The organism is Algoriphagus sp. TR-M9, assembly GCF_027594545.1.
Taxonomy (GTDB): Bacteria; Bacteroidota; Bacteroidia; order Cytophagales; family Cyclobacteriaceae; genus Algoriphagus; species Algoriphagus halophytocola.
In genome coordinates this window covers 4,291,438-4,306,271 of record NZ_CP115160.1, presented here as the reverse complement: position 1 = coordinate 4,306,271, position 14,834 = coordinate 4,291,438, and the positions used below count along the sequence as shown (strand labels likewise).

The following is a 14,834-nucleotide window of genomic DNA, read 5'->3' as shown; positions in this document are numbered from 1 at the left end:
GGTCCCTAACGGGACTGAATTGGGGCAAACTAGTCTGGATAATGGAAAAGTAGGATAATCCAGACATGTGGCCTTTGTGTTATCCGCCGTGTGCTTAGTGATTAAAATTACTGAATTTTTGAGGGCTGTACCTAAAGGCACAGCTACTACTACTTAATTCAATTTATCTAGCCATAGTTGGTCCCTACCGGGACTGAATTGGGGCAAACTAGTCTGGATAATGGAAAAGTAGGAAAATCCAGAATTGTGGCCTTTGTGTTATCCGCCGTGTGCTCAGTGATTAAAATTACTGAATTTTTGAGGGCTGTACTTAAAGGCACAGCTTCCACTTCTCAATTCATTATAGCTACCTGTAGTTGGACCCTTACGGGACTGGATTGGGATGAACTAGTCTAAGTTCTAGAAAAGATGAATAACACTTCTCTGCGCCCTCCGTGAAACCTCTGCGCTCCCTGCGGTTAAATCAAAATTGACTTTAATCAAAAAAAGCACCCCAAATTGAGGTGCTTTCGAAATTATTTTCTGTAGAATTAACCTATTCTTTCTGTTTGAGAGAAGTAGAATGCCCCTTCGATAGCTGCGTTTTCGTCTGAGTCAGAACCGTGTACTGCATTGGCTTCGATAGACTTAGCGAAGATCTTACGGATAGTTCCTTCTGCTGCATCGGCAGGGTTGGTAGCGCCGATGAGTTTTCTGAAATCTTCTACTGCATTTTCTTTTTCCAGTATCGCCGCGATGATAGGTCCAGAAGACATATAAGCGCAAAGATCAGCGTAGAAAGGTCTTTCTGCGTGAACTTCGTAGAATTTACCAGCTAGAGCCGGAGTCAATTGGGTAGCTTTCATGGCTACGATTTTGAAGCCTGCTTCTTCGATCATTTTAAGGATAGCTCCAGAATTTCCTGCCGCAAATGCGTCAGGCTTGATCATGGTGAATGTTCTGTTAGTTGCCATGTTATTGGTATTTCATTGGTTTAAATCGGGCGCAAAAATAGTGGAATCCCAATAGTAATCCGAAAAATTAGCGGGAATTAACGGCTATTTTGTTCAAATACAGTGAGATGAAAATCATTCAACTAGCCATGTTCTGAATTGGATAAACCCTTTAGGAAATCGTGGGTACTTACCTTGTGATTTTTTGGATAATTCATTTTTTTTAAATTCGGAGATCTTTTAACCAAAATCCCAGTTTTATGAAAAAATTGTTAGTAGCGTTGGTGATGATCGCAGGAGCGATTTCGTTTCAGCCATCACCAGTAGAAGCAAATGAATGGGGAGGATTATGTTGTAAAGACATTCCAAATTCTTGTTTTCACCCCATCGGAATGAATATTCCAGAGTCGGTTTGGACGTCTGGTAGGGATACTTGTACACTTGATGAAGATGGTGAAGGTTAATTAATTTTCAATAGAGGCTATCTCTTTTATTGGAGGCAGCCTCTTTCCTTACTCATTATGAAAAAATTATTTTTTATATACTTTCTTATATTTAATCTCACTAGCTGTAGTCAGAAAGCAGACCGCAGTTTTGAAAATTTTACACAATTTACATGGGAAGATCTTCCCGACGCGAAGGAAATCAATGGAGAAAAGTTGAGGCTTGACGGTTTTTTAGACCCTAGAGGCCTTTTGTACAAAGAAGGGATGCTTGTAGTATCTGAGACAAGTAATGAGTTTCAAATACACATCTATAAGGAGGATGAAAATTTTAGGTTAGTTAATTCTAAGGGTTACAATGGATTTGGTCCTGGTGAATTGACAAATGTCAGGAAGATGGAAGATCGTGGAGAGCCAGGCAAGTTTTGGGCATATGATCTTCAGCAGAAATCTTATTATAGATTTGATCTTCATGATTCCAGTTTTTTAGCTGATAAAGAATACAGTCGTTTAGAGCCCTTCTACTATGTGGCAGATATGACCTGGGCGTCTGATAGTACTGTATGGGCAAATATGGTCGACCATGAGGATCAGTATTTTGAGCTTTCAATAAAAGGAGACACTATCGCAACGTGGGGAAAGTGGCAAGATTATGCGGATCGACCAGGGGTGCCGTCTAGTGTTTTCTCTAGTTTACATCAAGGTAAAAAACACGTAAACTTGTCTAAACGAATAGGAGTAGTTGCAGGTTCCCAGAGAGATTATATAGAAATCGTTGATTTGGAAACTCATGAAATGATCCAAATAAGTGGACCTGAAAACTCTTACCCAGAATATACTGTAGATTATTCACTTGGATACCCAATGCCTAATGTCAACCGTAATAACAAAGCCTTTTATTTGGATAGCTATCCAGGCGATAATTATATATACTTGCTTTATTTTGGAGAACCGGGGAGGAAGCTTGGGGAGCTAGGATACAATTCTAAACTATTCATTATGAGTTATCAAGGAATAATAGAAAAAGTTTATCAGTTTAAACAGCCTATCATTTCTATGGCTATAGATGAAGAAAACGATAGAATGTTTGGTCTTTCATATGAGGCAGACCCCGACGTTTATTTGTTCAATTTTAAATGAATGAAAGCACAGATTATCAAAATAGCTGCTTAATATTGAACGCTTTTTAACTTGTTGAGGCAAGGATATAACCTTTATAATTTTTCCATTCATGAGAAATTCAGCTGGTTCAATAGATGTTTTAGTCAGGTAAGGACTTATCTTATTAATTATCAGCACACTACTATAATTGGGAATTGTCAAAAATTTCCTGACCTTTGCGGACTACAAGAGCCAAAAAGCAGCTAAATGTATAAAATGGAAGCTTTAGCCTCGTTTAAGAGAGAGATTTCTTCACCCAAAAAAATATTCATCACCACTCATGTCAAACCCGATGCCGATGCATTGGGTTCTTCGTTGGGAATGGCAAACTACCTGACCAAGAAAGGACATGAGGTAACTGTGGTGACTCCGACCGATTACCCTTCCTTCCTGAACTGGATGAAAGGCAACGATGAGGTACTGGATTTCAGCAATCCCGATCATACCCAGGCTGCCACCAATTCACTGGAAGATGCGGATATTATAATCTGTCTGGATTTCTCTTGCTTATCACGAGTCAACGAACTAGGCGAAATGATCCGCAAGTCGGATGCATACATCGTCAATATAGACCATCATCAGGATCCTGAGGATTTTGCAGATTTCCGGGTATGGAGCACCGAAGCCGCAGCCACCTGTGAGCAGGTATATGAACTCATCGTGGCCCTTGGGGACGAGAAACTACTGGATAAGGATATCGCAGAATGCCTTTACGCGGGCATTATGACAGATACAGGGGGGTTCAGACATCCAAATACCACCAAAAATGTCCACTTGGTGGTAGCCGAACTCCTGGACTTGGGCGCAGATACCTCGCAGATCGCCAATTGGATCTATGATTCCAATTCAGTGAACCGTCTGAAATTCATAGGTTTTGCGATCAGCCGCAGACTGGTGGTGCATGAGGATCTCCACATGGCTTACTTTGCCATCAGCAAAAAAGATCTTAAAAAATATCAAAGCCGTACCGGAGATACTGAAGGATTGGTCAATTATGCACTATCTTTGGACGGGATTAAACTGGCGGCTTTGTTTTCAGAACGTGAAGACGGAATCAAAATCTCTTTCAGATCTTCCAGTGAAGTGGCAGTCAATAAGTTTGCAGCCAAATACTTCGATGGAGGAGGACATAAAAATGCTTCCGGAGGGAAGTCCAATCTGTCACTGAAAGAAACCGTGGAACTATTTGAAACCCTGGTGAAAGACCATCAGGATGAGATATTCCAGGCTGATCCGGTCACCGCGAACTGATGCACAATCTCCCGATTATTACCTTGAAAAATCAATACTCTTTATGAAAAACTCCAAAAGCCTTTTGGCGATCCTGGTTCTCCTGGTGGGAATAGGTACTTTGACTGCATGTAAAAAAACTAAAGTCACCGAAAACGACGGTATAGAATATACCTACGTAAAAGAAGGAAATGAAAAAGCTCCGAACGGGGAGTTTTTGCTATATAATCTTGAGATCAGCACAGCGTCTGACTCTGTTATTTACTCTACCAATGACCAGCCTTTTCCGGGCTATCTAATGGCCAATGATTCCATGCCGGTAACTAACGGTATGGACGAAATCTTCAAAGGACTTCGCAAAGGGGATAGCATTGCTTTCGAAGCTAATGCTAAGGTGATTTTTGGAAATAACTTCCCTCCTTTTCTGAAAGAAGAAGATATGATCAAAGTGAGACTGGGAGCTTTTGAGATCATGAACGAAGAGGCTATCCAAGCTTATTTTGAAAAAGTGATGGCTGCTGAGGATGAAAAGAAAGCCGAAAGAGCTAAGGAAAGACTGGTAGAAGAAGATAAAATCATCCAAGACTATATCGCTGAGAAAGGCTTAAATGCCCAGAAAACAGAAAGCGGATTGTACTATGTGATCGAAGAAGAAGGTACCGGTGATCCGGTAACTCCAGGTACTACCATGCATGTGGATTATGCAGGTTACTTGCTTGATGGTACTTTATTCGACACTTCTATAGAGGCCTTGGCCAAAGAGCACGATATCTTCAACGAGAACAGACCAAGCTACGAGCCACTTCCAGTGACAGTAGGTATGGGTCAGGTGATTCCGGGCTGGGATGAAGGATTACTTCTTCTGAAAAAGGGATCTAAAGGTAAATTCCTGATTCCTTCTCCTTTAGCCTATGGCGAAAACGGAGCCGGTGCCATGATTCCAGCTAATTCTGTACTTGTTTTTGATGTAGATGTAGCGGATGTAGAATAGGCATCGTCTACGGTTCATATCTAAAACAAAACAAAAACCAACTAGAATGAAAATTAGAGTATTTACAATCCTAAGCCTACTGGCAGGGAGTATGGCTATGATTTCCTGTATCGATGATGAGGCGACTGATGAAGTTATCCTTGCTAATGACAAAGCGTCAATTGAAGAATACTTGGCTAACAACTCTATCGTGAATGTAAAAGAGGTGCATGATGAGAATACTGGACTACGAGTGATATGGCAAGAGGTCTCGGAAAGTGGTGTTGGTGTAGAGGCTGGTGATACATTAAGTGTAAACTATGTAGGCCGATTGCTGACCAACCAGGTATTTGATACCTCCCTAGAAGATGTGGCAGTAGATGCAGGTATTTATTCTTCTTCAAGAGATTACGAACCCTTGGTATTTCCTATAGGTTATAATTTCCTTATATCAGGTTTCGAATATGGAGCAGGACAAATGGAAGTAGGAGATAAAGCTACGGTATTTATCCCTTCTTTATTTGCATACGGAAGACAGGGAAGTGGATCTATTCCAGCAAATTCTCCGATTATGTTTGAGTTGGAGTTAATAAGTGTCACTCCAGGACCAGTAGAATAACATGAAAATTCAAAGAGCCGGTATATTCTTTTTTCTCATTTTGGTGGTAGCCTTTAGTAGCTGCGAACCCAATAACCCATTCGATACGGGACCCCCATACGATTTTGAGGGCAATCTAGCCAAGGACAGTCTGCTTATAGTGGACTACCTGGATACTGCTCAGGTGGATAGCCTCTATAGGATTCATGATCCCAGTGGGGTAGTGATCATCGTTCAGGAGGAAGGCGCAGGATCCAGACCAGTCAATGGTAATGTGGTTTATGCCGATTATACCGGGTCCCTGATGAGTGATGGGACTGTGTTTGATACTTCTGTAGAAAGCGTTGCGATGGCAAATGATTTGCATGTAGAAGGCGATGAATATAGGCCTATCCGGTTTTTGCTTGGAGGCGGCACAGTCATATCTGGGTGGAGTGTTTCATTCAGAAGGTTACGCCCCGGATCCAAAGCTAGATTGGTCATTCCGTCTCCTTATGGATATCAAAACGTAGACAGGGATCGAATACCGGCCAATTCAGTATTGATTTTCGATGTGGATTTCTTAGGCATAGAATAAAATTAAAAGAGGGTTTCGGCCCTCTTTTTTATTTCCATCGGGGGATAATTGCCGGTACTTCGGATTGGTATTTTTTATAGGACTCACCAAATTGCTCCACTAGATTTTGCTCCTCAAAGTAAATTCCCACAGGTAGGTAAATCAATAGGCAGGCTAAATGTATGGCAGCGGTGATACTCCCGGAAAAAAGAAAGTATCCTGCAAAAACCAAAATCAAGCCTGCATAGAGGGGATGGCGTACTTTTCCATAAAGTCCGGAAGTTACCAGCTGCTCCTTTTCTTCTTTTACTGGCACCAGGCCCAGAAACCTCACCATGGAGTAACCCTTGCTTGACTTCATGAGGATAATCGTACCAAAGGCAGCCAGCATATAACCAAAATAGCTACTCAGATCACCTCGGGAAAGAATAATCTCAGCAGGAATCAAGAGGGATTGCCCTACGATCACCAAGAAAAGCAGGACAGAGACCATGGTATAGAGCAATCGGTACCATTTGTATGCCTTTCCCCATTTTACCTTCAAAAAACTTTTTAACTTAGAAGAAGCCAGCACAGTATGCGAGGCATAAAAAATAAACCAGCTTAAAATCAGGAGTAAGTAGTGCATCACATGAAATTTATTTCCGTAGAAAGCTAAATGCTTATGCAAGCAACACGATTAAGAGCAGCATTTCGACTAAAAGGAGTGGGTTTTTTATGCCCCCAAATTTTAGCCCGACATACGGAAGGCAGTTTTGACCCTAAAATACAACTTTAATCTTATGATAATCGGCATCATCCGTGAGGGTAAAAACCCTCCAGACAAAAGGGTTGCATTTGCTCCAGTCCAGCTCAAGGCAATCCTGGATACCTATCCGGGAAAATTTCACCTAGTGGTGGAGTCCAGTACCGTCCGCGCTTTTTCTGATGAGGAATATAGAGAACTGGGAATAGAGGTAAAGGATGACCTGGCAGATTGCGAAGTGATTTTTGGAGTGAAGGAGGTTCCGGTGGATCAGTTGATCGAAGGGAAAACCTACATTTTCTTTTCCCATACCATTAAGGAGCAGCCGGCAAACCGGAAATTGCTGCAAGCGGTCTTGGATAAAAACATTCGCTTGATTGATTATGAGACCCTTAAAAACGAATCTGGAGACCGGGTAGTAGCCTTTGGGAGGTGGGCAGGACTGGTCGGTGCGTACAATGCTTTTTGGACCTATGGGATGAAAACAGGACTTTACGAGATCAAAAGAGCCCATGAGTGTGATAGCTTGGAGGAGTTATTCTCAGAGCTGGGAAAGGTGCAGCTTCCACCGATCAAAATAGTCCTTACCGGTAGTGGAAGAGTAGGCCGAGGAGCGATGAGTATTTTGGAGAAGCTGGGCATTCTCCAGGTAAATACCCATGATTTTTTGCATCAGTATTTGGAAGAACCGGTATTTGTGCTGCTTCGCTCAGAGGACTTGTATCGTAGGAAGTCCGATGGAGGTTTTGACAAGGAGGAGTTTTACAGCTTTCCGGAGCGTTATGAAAGCCATTTTCAGAAATTTGCCGAGCATGGGGAAATGTTGATTTCAGGGGCTTATTGGAATCCTGATGCACCCAGGCTTTTTGAAATTGAAGCGATTTCGGAAGAGGACTTTCAGTTTTCAGTGATAGCGGATATCTCCTGTGACGTGGGTGGATCCATTCCCACCACCTTGAGGTCCTCTACCATTGCTGAGCCAGTATATGATGTGGATCGGGATACAGGAAGGGAGTTGCCTGCTTTTGGCCAGCAAACCAGTATTTCGGTGATGGCCATAGATAACCTACCCTGCGAGCTCCCGCGTGAATCCAGTGTGGAATTTGGCCGACAACTCATAGAATGGGTCATTCCGGCATTACTGGAAGAAAACTCAGCTATGCTCGAGCGCGCGACCATAGCTAGAGACGGGGACCTCACTATAGAATACATTTACCTCAGTGATTATGTCAATGCACAAGATAAAGCTCAATAGATACCTGGAATCCACCCTACTCAAGCCTACCATGACCCAAAATCAGGTAGATAATCTGGTGAGAGAGGCCATAGAGGAGCAATTTGTGGGAATATGCGTGCCCCCTTTTTGGGTGAAAAAAGTACGGCGGGAGTTGGGAGAGGAAGATATTCAGCTGGTGACGGTCATTGGTTTTCCTTTTGGCTATACAGACACTGCCACCAAGCTCTTCGAGACTAAGGAAGCCATTCGACAGGGTGCAGATGAACTGGATCTGGTGTGGTCACAGACGGCTTTTCATTCTGGGATGGACTGGCCAAAAATAGAAATTGCACAGATCGCCAAAGCCTGCCATGAGGAGGAGCGGATTCTGAAAGTCATCATTGAAACCGCCTACCTTTCAGAGGAGCAGCTCATCCGGGCTTGCCAGATTTGTCAGGAAGCTGGAGCGGATTTCGTCAAAACCTCTACAGGTTACGCGGATGCAGGTGCGAAAACAGCACATATTAAACTCATGAGACAGCAGCTCTCTTCTAACGTAGGAATCAAGGCCAGCGGAGGGATTAAGTCCTTGGATTTTGCACAGGAACTAATTGAAGCAGGCGCAGACCGCCTGGGTACTAGTGCTGCGACAACTTTGATGCAGGAGTGGCGGGATAAGCAGTTTTAATTATTGCTGAAATAGATCAGTAAAAATGGGATAATGAAGAAAGTCAGAAGGATATAGGCAAAACCAATTACTTTATTTTTCACAGTGGCTTTGCCCATTTTCAGCGCCAGCTTGACAGGAAGTGCTCGCAATGTGGGGAAGGGAAGAAAGATACATGCGCCGATGGCATTGAACAGAAAGTGTACCAATGCCAAAGCAATAGCTGCCTCTACCTTATAAATGGCTGCCAGTGCTGCAGTAATAGTCGTTCCTATATTCGCTCCTATGATAAAAGGGAAGGATTTTTTTACCGATACTTTTTTGTTTGCCACCAGTGGTACGATCAGTGAAGTTGTCACGGTACTGGACTGCACGGCAGCTGTAAAAAAGGTGCCGTAAATGGCTGCCATGTAGGGGTTTTTGAAAATCAATTTGTTGATATCCTCAAAATTATTGTTCAAGAAGGCTTTATATACCGAGTTGGATAGAAGTTTAATCGCCCCGAAAACCAGAAAAATAGAAATCATCATGGTGATGAAAGGGATGTTAATCGTCTCTGAAACCCACTCGGTAACGGGCCGGGTAAATACCTTATTGGATACAATGGAGCCTGATAAAGTAGGATCTGAGATAAAAAGGTCGGCGATTTTGATGGCCAATTTTGAGAGAAATTTAAACTGCAACTCCAAGGGCAATAAGATGACCACGGAGAAGATATTGAAAATATCATGGAGCATCCCGGCAGAGAAGGCTCGTTTGAAGGCTTTGGGATCCATGATGAAGGACAAAGCAACCAGCGTAGAAGTCAGCGTGGTGCCTATGTTGGCCCCCATGACCATGGGAACTGCCTGCTCCAGGTCCAGGTTGCCAGAAGCCACCATGGCAACTATACTGGCGGTGACTGTAGAGCTACTCTGGATCAAAGCGGTGACCAGCAATCCGATAAAAAGGCTGACAAAAGGATTCTTGGTGGCTAGCAGTATGTCCGAGGCCACCTGATTATTCAAGTGGCTCATGGCCACGATCAGAAGATCTATCGCAAAGATGAAAAGCAGCAGTGCCAAAAGCATGATGATATAGCTTTTGGTTTTGTTTGTTTTCAACTGTTCCTGCTCCAAAGGTTCCATCCCTAGCCTGATGCTTTCTGTAATTTACCTGAATTAAATTAGGGTTATTTTCGCCCCTTTTATCAACTTGAAATGGACGGGAATCCAAATTTTCGATAAAATAATTAGCAAAAGTTGAAATTTTTTTACGATTTACAAGCTAAAACTCTAGAATACAGACGAAATAGTGTTTACTTAACAATTTGATAATATGGAGACTAGTATAACTTCTTTAATTTTGCGCGACAGACCAAAAGCCAAATCATGGCCAAGAAAAAAATAGACCAAAACATCAACCAGGATAAGCTTTCCAAAACCGCTTATTCTTTATTCGATTTCACCAAAAAAGAGAAGTCCTTTCTGATAGTGATCTGTATTTTGATTTCTATTGCCGGATTACTCACTCCCTACACTTATGCGGCTATGTGGTTTGGATTTGGCTTGGCAGCCTACTCTGCTATAGCCAATGACAGTATTCAGACCATCGGTACTTTCATCGCCTCTAATAGCAATAAAAAGTGGTATTGGCTGTGGCTATTTATGGGGCTGATCTTTGTGGCGACGGTGACTTACAGTTGGTTTACTTATAATGGAGATGTGAGTTATCAAAGGCTGAGCGTAAAGGGGCTGGATAAGGCACCGGAAAGCTTTGTCTTTTTGCAGCTGGCTGCGCCAATAGTCCTATTGATCATGACTAGGATGAGGATGCCGGTTTCCACCACATTTTTATTGCTCAATGTCTTTACTTACAAGGCTGGCACCATTGCCAGTGTCATGTTCAAAAGTTTTGCGGGGTACGTCTTAGCCTTTGTCATCGCCATCATAGTATGGTTTGTGCTGGAGCGATTTGTAAAAAATTACCTTAAAGGAAAGCCGGCTCCCTATTGGATATTTCTACAGTGGATTACTTCGGGTACACTCTGGGCAGTTTGGATCATGCAGGATGCCGCCAATATTGCTGTTTTCCTTCCCCGACAGCTGTCTCCGGTAGAATTTGCAGTTTACACCGGTTTTGTATTTATAGGCTTGGGCTTTTTGTTCTACCTCAAGGGAGACCGAATCCAGGGCATAGTCAATGAAAAAAGCAGTGTCACAGATGTGAGAGCCGCTACCATTGTGGATTTTGTGTATGCAATTATCCTGTTCTACTTCAAACTCTATAATAATGTACCTATGAGTACCACTTGGGTATTTATAGGACTATTGGGAGGTAGAGAACTTGCTATCGCGCTTGGGAAGCATGCCAAAGCGGAAAAGAGAAATGCTTGGCTATTCCGTGCTTTCAGATTGGCCAGAAAAGATGTTTACAAAGCATTTATAGGATTAGTGGTTTCTTTGATCCTCGCCTTTATCATCAATGATGGAGTGAGAAACGAAATCCTGGACTTCTTCTAGCATTACTGCCTGTGGAGCTTTACTCACATGAATATTTTATGAATGAAGCCTTGAAGCAGGCCAAGGCTGCATTCGAAGATGGAGAAATACCTGTAGGTGCGGTAATAGTCTGTAGAAATAAAGTTATTGCCCGAGCTTACAATCAAACCGAAACACTAAATGATGTAACGGCTCATGCTGAAATGCTGGCCATTACCTCAGCTGCCAATTATCTGGGAGCAAAGTATTTGGTAGACTGCAAGCTTTATGTGACGCTGGAACCCTGCGTGATGTGCGGGGGAGCGCTCTATTGGTCGCAGATCAGCGAAGTGCACTATGCAGCCTCTGATCCCAGGCGTGGGTATCTACAGAGCAATACGGGTATTTTGCACCCGAAGACCAAAGTGTATTCTGGTACTATGGGCTCAGAATCTGAAGCACTTTTATTGCAATTTTTCCAAAACTTAAGAAAATAGCAGGAATTTGGATTCTTAAGAACCTTTTTCACCCTGTCTTGGTTGCTAAGGCAGATTATTTGTACAATTTTAAATCTTATCTTTTAACCCTAAAAAAATAATAACTATGGCTTTTGAACTTCCAGCTTTGCCGTATGCAACCACGGCCCTAGAACCACATATCGATGCAACCACCATGGAAATCCACCACGGAAAGCATCATGGCGGATACGTAAGCAAATTGAACGATGCGATCGCCGGAACTGACCTTGAAGGTAAGTCTCTAGAGGAGCTGCTTCAGGTAGCAGGATCAAACCCTGCAGTAAGAAATAACGGTGGAGGACACTTTAATCACAGCCTATTCTGGAAAGTGATGTCACCTAATGGTGGCGGAGAACCTACCGGTGATCTTGGTAATGCAATCAATGCTAAATTCGGGAACTTTGAATCTTTCAAAGAATCTTTCAATAAAGCTGCTGCTACCAGATTCGGTTCTGGCTGGGCTTGGTTGATCTTGACCACAGCTGGTGTGTTGGAGGTAGTTTCTACTCCAAACCAGGACAATCCACTCATGGACATTGCCGAAATCAAAGGTACTCCGATCATCGGCCTGGACGTGTGGGAGCATGCCTATTATTTGAATTATCAAAACAAGAGACCTGATTACATTGCAGCTTTCTGGAATGTGATCAATTGGGATCAGGCAAATGCCAATTATGCTGAAGCTTTGAAAAAATAAGAGCTTTCAAGCTAAACCTAATTCCCCGGACAGTGTGTTCGGGGATTTTTTTTTGTCCAAAAATCGAAACAAAAGTGTACGATAATGATACAGTGGGCATAGGCTTAAGCTGAAAAAAGGGGCTTGGCGGCTAAATTGGGTCTATTTCTGACCTTGGCATTTCTTTTTCAAGTAGGGTATCAACATAACACACAATGAATATTGAAATGAAAACTACCAACTTGCTTTTTTATACACTTTTCATCTATCTGCTGGGAATTAGTAACCTGGCAGCAAAAGACCTGAGCAAGGTGTCCGGTACAGTCAAGGACCAGAATGGTCAGGCGGTTCCTTACGCCAATGTGGCCTTAATCTCTACCCACGATGGCAGTCTAGTGGATGGGGCGGTTTCTGATGAGGAAGGCAAATTCCTAATAGAAACCGGCAAGACCGGTAAAGTCAAGTTAGTCATCTCTTCTATTGGGTTTACCGCTTTCGAAAGTGAAGCATTTGAGCTGAAGTCAGGCTTGGTGAAGGACTTTGGGAGCCTGAGCATCCAAGATGAAATGACCGGACTGGAAGAGGTGACGGTGAAGTCCAGCAGACCTGAAATTATCATTGAGCCGGACAAAACCACGGTGAACGTAGAAGGGACTGTAATGGCTGAGGGTTCCAATGCGCTGGATGTGATCGGCCGATCGCCAGGCATCTATGTAGATCAGGATGGGAACATTAACCTCAATGGCCGCTCTGGCGCTACGGTGATGATCAATGACCGACTTACCTACATGAGTGCTACTGAATTGGCAAACTTCCTGCGAGCCATGCCAGCGGAGAATATCAAAAGTATAGAAGTGATCAATAATCCTTCTTCTAGGTTTGATGCAGAAGGGTCTGCAGGTGTGATCAATTTAGTACTGAAAAAAAACACCGTAGATGGGATTTTTGGCAATGTGCAACTGGGATCCCTTTACAATGGACAATGGCTGCCAAATACCGGCGTAGCACTCAATGTAAAGAAGGGAAAATGGAGCACCAATGCAAACTTGAATTATAATCACTACGGCAGGTTCAATGATTTAGAAATCAACAGAAATTTCACCTTGCCGGAGGGTGTTTCGAATTTCTTCCAGGATTCCAGAATTACCTCTAGAAATAAAAACCTCTTTTTTAACGGTTCGGCAAATTATGAAATCAATGAAAATCAAAATTTTGCGATCAATGTGCAGGCGTCCAATTCCAATGATACGGACAATAGTAAATCCCTGACTACCATCATCACTCCCGGGGTGGATGACACAAGCTTTTTGGATTCTAAAAATGATTCTGATGGAAATGGAAACAGGATTTTTGCCAATCTACATTACGACGCCAAGTTTGATACGCTCGGAACCAAACTGAGTGCTGATGTGGATTTCACGCGCATGAATTCCGATAGTGAATCCCTGCTGACCAATATGCAGTGGTCTGGTGATGACCTGTCCAATACTTTTGACTATAATATTCTCACCCTGAACGATATGTACTACAATATTTTCACCGCCAAAACGGACTTTGTGAAACCGGTGGGTAAAGGAACCATAGAAACCGGGGTAAAGGGAAGCTGGGTGAAATCTGACAACAATCTCTACCTGAGCAGATCTGAGGAGGAAGGTCCTTACGTGCCAGACCCAAACAGTAACAGTTTCATCTACAATGAGAATGTCTTGGCAGCATATGTTTCCTATAAGGGCAAATTCTCTGACAAACTATCCTTTCAGGCAGGATTGAGAGGGGAGCACTCCGATATTACCGGTAATTCTGTGACACTAGGGGAAGTGAATAACCAAAAGTATTTCAACCTATTCCCGAGTGCGTTCCTTCAGCAAAAAGTAAGTGATAACTATCAGATCATCTACAATGTAAACCGTAGGATCACTCGGCCAAACTACCGTCTCCTAAATCCATTTGTCTACTACATCGATCCGCTGACTACTGAAACAGGTAACCCTAACTTGAAGCCTCAATATTCCAATAATTTTGAGATGAATCATGTGATCAAAGGTGCCTATCAATTCACCCTGGGCTATAGTGAGACAGAGGATGCTTTTATGCAGGTATTTGTGCAGGATGAGGAGAGTAGAACTACGACTACTTATACAGACAATTTTGATAAGACCCGAAATGCCAATTTCCAAGCAATAGTACCGGTAGATATCCGACAGTGGTGGGCTACTTCCAATATGCTACAGGTGAGCTACAACAGAAATAAAACTCAGATCGGAGAGGATTATCTGGACAATTCCAACACCTCTTTTATGGTTCGGTCCCAGCATAACCTGACCTTACCCCTTGGGTTCAAAGTAGAAGTGATGGGGATATATATCGGCCCTCAGATCTGGGGACAAGGAGAAATCTCCGGCTTCGGATGGGTAGATGCCGGCGTGACCAAATCCATCATGAAGGATAAATTAACGATATCTGTAAACGGCACAGACCTATTCAGAACTAGAGTGATCAAAGCAGATATAGACTTTGCGGCCATAGATACGAACTTTAGGCAATATCAAAGTAACCAGGGCATCAGGTTTACGCTTCGATATCAATTTGCCAAAGGCGAAAGCTTCCGGGTGAAAAGCAGCACTGGAAGTACTGAAGAGCGAAATAGATTGGATTAATAAGTG

15 protein-coding genes are annotated in these 14,834 nt (G+C 42.9%); 12 read left to right on the top strand and 3 right to left on the bottom strand.

Annotated features, from left to right (window positions below):
- Positions 1-530: 530 nt before the first annotated feature.
- Positions 531-953 carry a nucleoside-diphosphate kinase gene (locus PBT90_RS18345; protein WP_270130550.1) on the bottom strand — a complete coding sequence of 141 codons (423 nt, stop codon included), beginning with the start codon at positions 951-953 and terminating at the stop codon, positions 531-533.
- A 239-nt stretch (positions 954-1,192) separates the two neighbouring features.
- Here PBT90_RS18345 and PBT90_RS18340 point away from each other — a divergent pair, with 239 nt between their 5' ends.
- The 6 genes from PBT90_RS18340 to PBT90_RS18315 all read left to right on the top strand — a co-directional run bounded on the left by PBT90_RS18340 (position 1,193) and on the right by PBT90_RS18315 (position 5,911).
- Positions 1,193-1,396 (top strand): hypothetical protein, encoded by a 204-nt coding sequence (locus PBT90_RS18340; RefSeq protein WP_264807949.1) that lies wholly within the window; start codon positions 1,193-1,195, stop codon positions 1,394-1,396.
- A gap of 57 nt (positions 1,397-1,453) precedes the next feature.
- Positions 1,454-2,515: a BF3164 family lipoprotein gene (locus PBT90_RS18335; protein ID WP_270130547.1), complete on the top strand. Its 1,062-nt coding sequence runs from the start codon at positions 1,454-1,456 to the stop codon at positions 2,513-2,515.
- 237 nt (positions 2,516-2,752) lie between these two features.
- Complete coding sequence (locus tag PBT90_RS18330; protein WP_264807947.1) at positions 2,753-3,787, top strand: DHH family phosphoesterase; 1,035 nt, start codon at positions 2,753-2,755, stop codon at positions 3,785-3,787.
- A 43-nt stretch (positions 3,788-3,830) separates the two neighbouring features.
- On the top strand, positions 3,831-4,757 hold the full coding sequence (locus tag PBT90_RS18325; RefSeq protein ID WP_270130545.1) for an FKBP-type peptidyl-prolyl cis-trans isomerase: 927 nt from the start codon (positions 3,831-3,833) through the stop codon (positions 4,755-4,757).
- Positions 4,758-4,803: 46 nt separating this feature from the next.
- A complete protein-coding gene (locus tag PBT90_RS18320) occupies positions 4,804-5,355 on the top strand; it encodes an FKBP-type peptidyl-prolyl cis-trans isomerase (RefSeq protein WP_264807945.1) in 552 nt (183 codons plus the stop codon).
- Between the two features lies 1 nt (position 5,356).
- On the top strand, positions 5,357-5,911 hold the full coding sequence (locus tag PBT90_RS18315) for an FKBP-type peptidyl-prolyl cis-trans isomerase (RefSeq protein WP_270130543.1): 555 nt from the start codon (positions 5,357-5,359) through the stop codon (positions 5,909-5,911).
- 28 nt (positions 5,912-5,939) lie between these two features.
- Here PBT90_RS18315 and PBT90_RS18310 read toward each other — a convergent pair whose 3' ends face one another.
- Entirely contained in the window at positions 5,940-6,560 is a 621-nt protein-coding gene (locus tag PBT90_RS18310) for a methyltransferase family protein (RefSeq protein WP_270130541.1), read from the bottom strand.
- A gap of 112 nt (positions 6,561-6,672) precedes the next feature.
- Here PBT90_RS18310 and PBT90_RS18305 point away from each other — a divergent pair, with 112 nt between their 5' ends.
- Entirely contained in the window at positions 6,673-7,890 is a 1,218-nt protein-coding gene (locus PBT90_RS18305; RefSeq protein WP_264807942.1) for an NAD(P)-dependent oxidoreductase, read from the top strand.
- Positions 7,868-8,539: a deoxyribose-phosphate aldolase gene (deoC, locus tag PBT90_RS18300; RefSeq protein WP_264807941.1), complete on the top strand. Its 672-nt coding sequence runs from the start codon at positions 7,868-7,870 to the stop codon at positions 8,537-8,539. Before PBT90_RS18305 ends, deoC begins: the two co-directional genes overlap by 23 nt.
- Here the strand turns inward: deoC and PBT90_RS18295 are convergent.
- The gene (locus PBT90_RS18295; RefSeq protein ID WP_264807940.1) at positions 8,536-9,645 is read right to left on the bottom strand and encodes a Na/Pi symporter; all 1,110 of its coding nucleotides are present in this window, start codon (positions 9,643-9,645) and stop codon (positions 8,536-8,538) included. The genes deoC and PBT90_RS18295 overlap by 4 nt on opposite strands.
- A gap of 243 nt (positions 9,646-9,888) precedes the next feature.
- Between PBT90_RS18295 and PBT90_RS18290 the strand changes: the two genes are divergently transcribed.
- The 4 genes from PBT90_RS18290 to PBT90_RS18275 all read left to right on the top strand — a co-directional run bounded on the left by PBT90_RS18290 (position 9,889) and on the right by PBT90_RS18275 (position 14,828).
- Positions 9,889-11,019 (top strand): hypothetical protein, encoded by a 1,131-nt coding sequence (locus PBT90_RS18290; protein ID WP_264807939.1) that lies wholly within the window; start codon positions 9,889-9,891, stop codon positions 11,017-11,019.
- A gap of 11 nt (positions 11,020-11,030) precedes the next feature.
- Positions 11,031-11,474, top strand: coding sequence for a nucleoside deaminase (locus tag PBT90_RS18285; RefSeq protein ID WP_264807938.1), 444 nt, complete (start codon positions 11,031-11,033; stop codon positions 11,472-11,474).
- Between the two features lie 106 nt (positions 11,475-11,580).
- Positions 11,581-12,192: a superoxide dismutase gene (locus PBT90_RS18280; RefSeq protein WP_270130536.1), complete on the top strand. Its 612-nt coding sequence runs from the start codon at positions 11,581-11,583 to the stop codon at positions 12,190-12,192.
- 206 nt (positions 12,193-12,398) lie between these two features.
- A complete protein-coding gene (locus PBT90_RS18275; protein WP_270130534.1) occupies positions 12,399-14,828 on the top strand; it encodes an outer membrane beta-barrel family protein in 2,430 nt (809 codons plus the stop codon).
- Positions 14,829-14,834: the final 6 nt, after the last annotated feature.

Coding starts and splice junctions, on each gene's coding strand:
- PBT90_RS18345 (WP_270130550.1), bottom strand. CDS start 953: ATGGCAACTAACAGAACATTCACCATGATCAAGCCTGACGCATTTGCG.
- PBT90_RS18340 (WP_264807949.1), top strand. CDS start 1,193: ATGAAAAAATTGTTAGTAGCGTTGGTGATGATCGCAGGAGCGATTTCG.
- PBT90_RS18335 (WP_270130547.1), top strand. CDS start 1,454: ATGAAAAAATTATTTTTTATATACTTTCTTATATTTAATCTCACTAGC.
- PBT90_RS18330 (WP_264807947.1), top strand. CDS start 2,753: ATGGAAGCTTTAGCCTCGTTTAAGAGAGAGATTTCTTCACCCAAAAAA.
- PBT90_RS18325 (WP_270130545.1), top strand. CDS start 3,831: ATGAAAAACTCCAAAAGCCTTTTGGCGATCCTGGTTCTCCTGGTGGGA.
- PBT90_RS18320 (WP_264807945.1), top strand. CDS start 4,804: ATGAAAATTAGAGTATTTACAATCCTAAGCCTACTGGCAGGGAGTATG.
- PBT90_RS18315 (WP_270130543.1), top strand. CDS start 5,357: ATGAAAATTCAAAGAGCCGGTATATTCTTTTTTCTCATTTTGGTGGTA.
- PBT90_RS18305 (WP_264807942.1), top strand. CDS start 6,673: ATGATAATCGGCATCATCCGTGAGGGTAAAAACCCTCCAGACAAAAGG.
- deoC (WP_264807941.1), top strand. CDS start 7,868: ATGCACAAGATAAAGCTCAATAGATACCTGGAATCCACCCTACTCAAG.
- PBT90_RS18295 (WP_264807940.1), bottom strand. CDS start 9,645: ATGGAACCTTTGGAGCAGGAACAGTTGAAAACAAACAAAACCAAAAGC.
- PBT90_RS18290 (WP_264807939.1), top strand. CDS start 9,889: ATGGCCAAGAAAAAAATAGACCAAAACATCAACCAGGATAAGCTTTCC.
- PBT90_RS18280 (WP_270130536.1), top strand. CDS start 11,581: ATGGCTTTTGAACTTCCAGCTTTGCCGTATGCAACCACGGCCCTAGAA.
- PBT90_RS18275 (WP_270130534.1), top strand. CDS start 12,399: ATGAAAACTACCAACTTGCTTTTTTATACACTTTTCATCTATCTGCTG.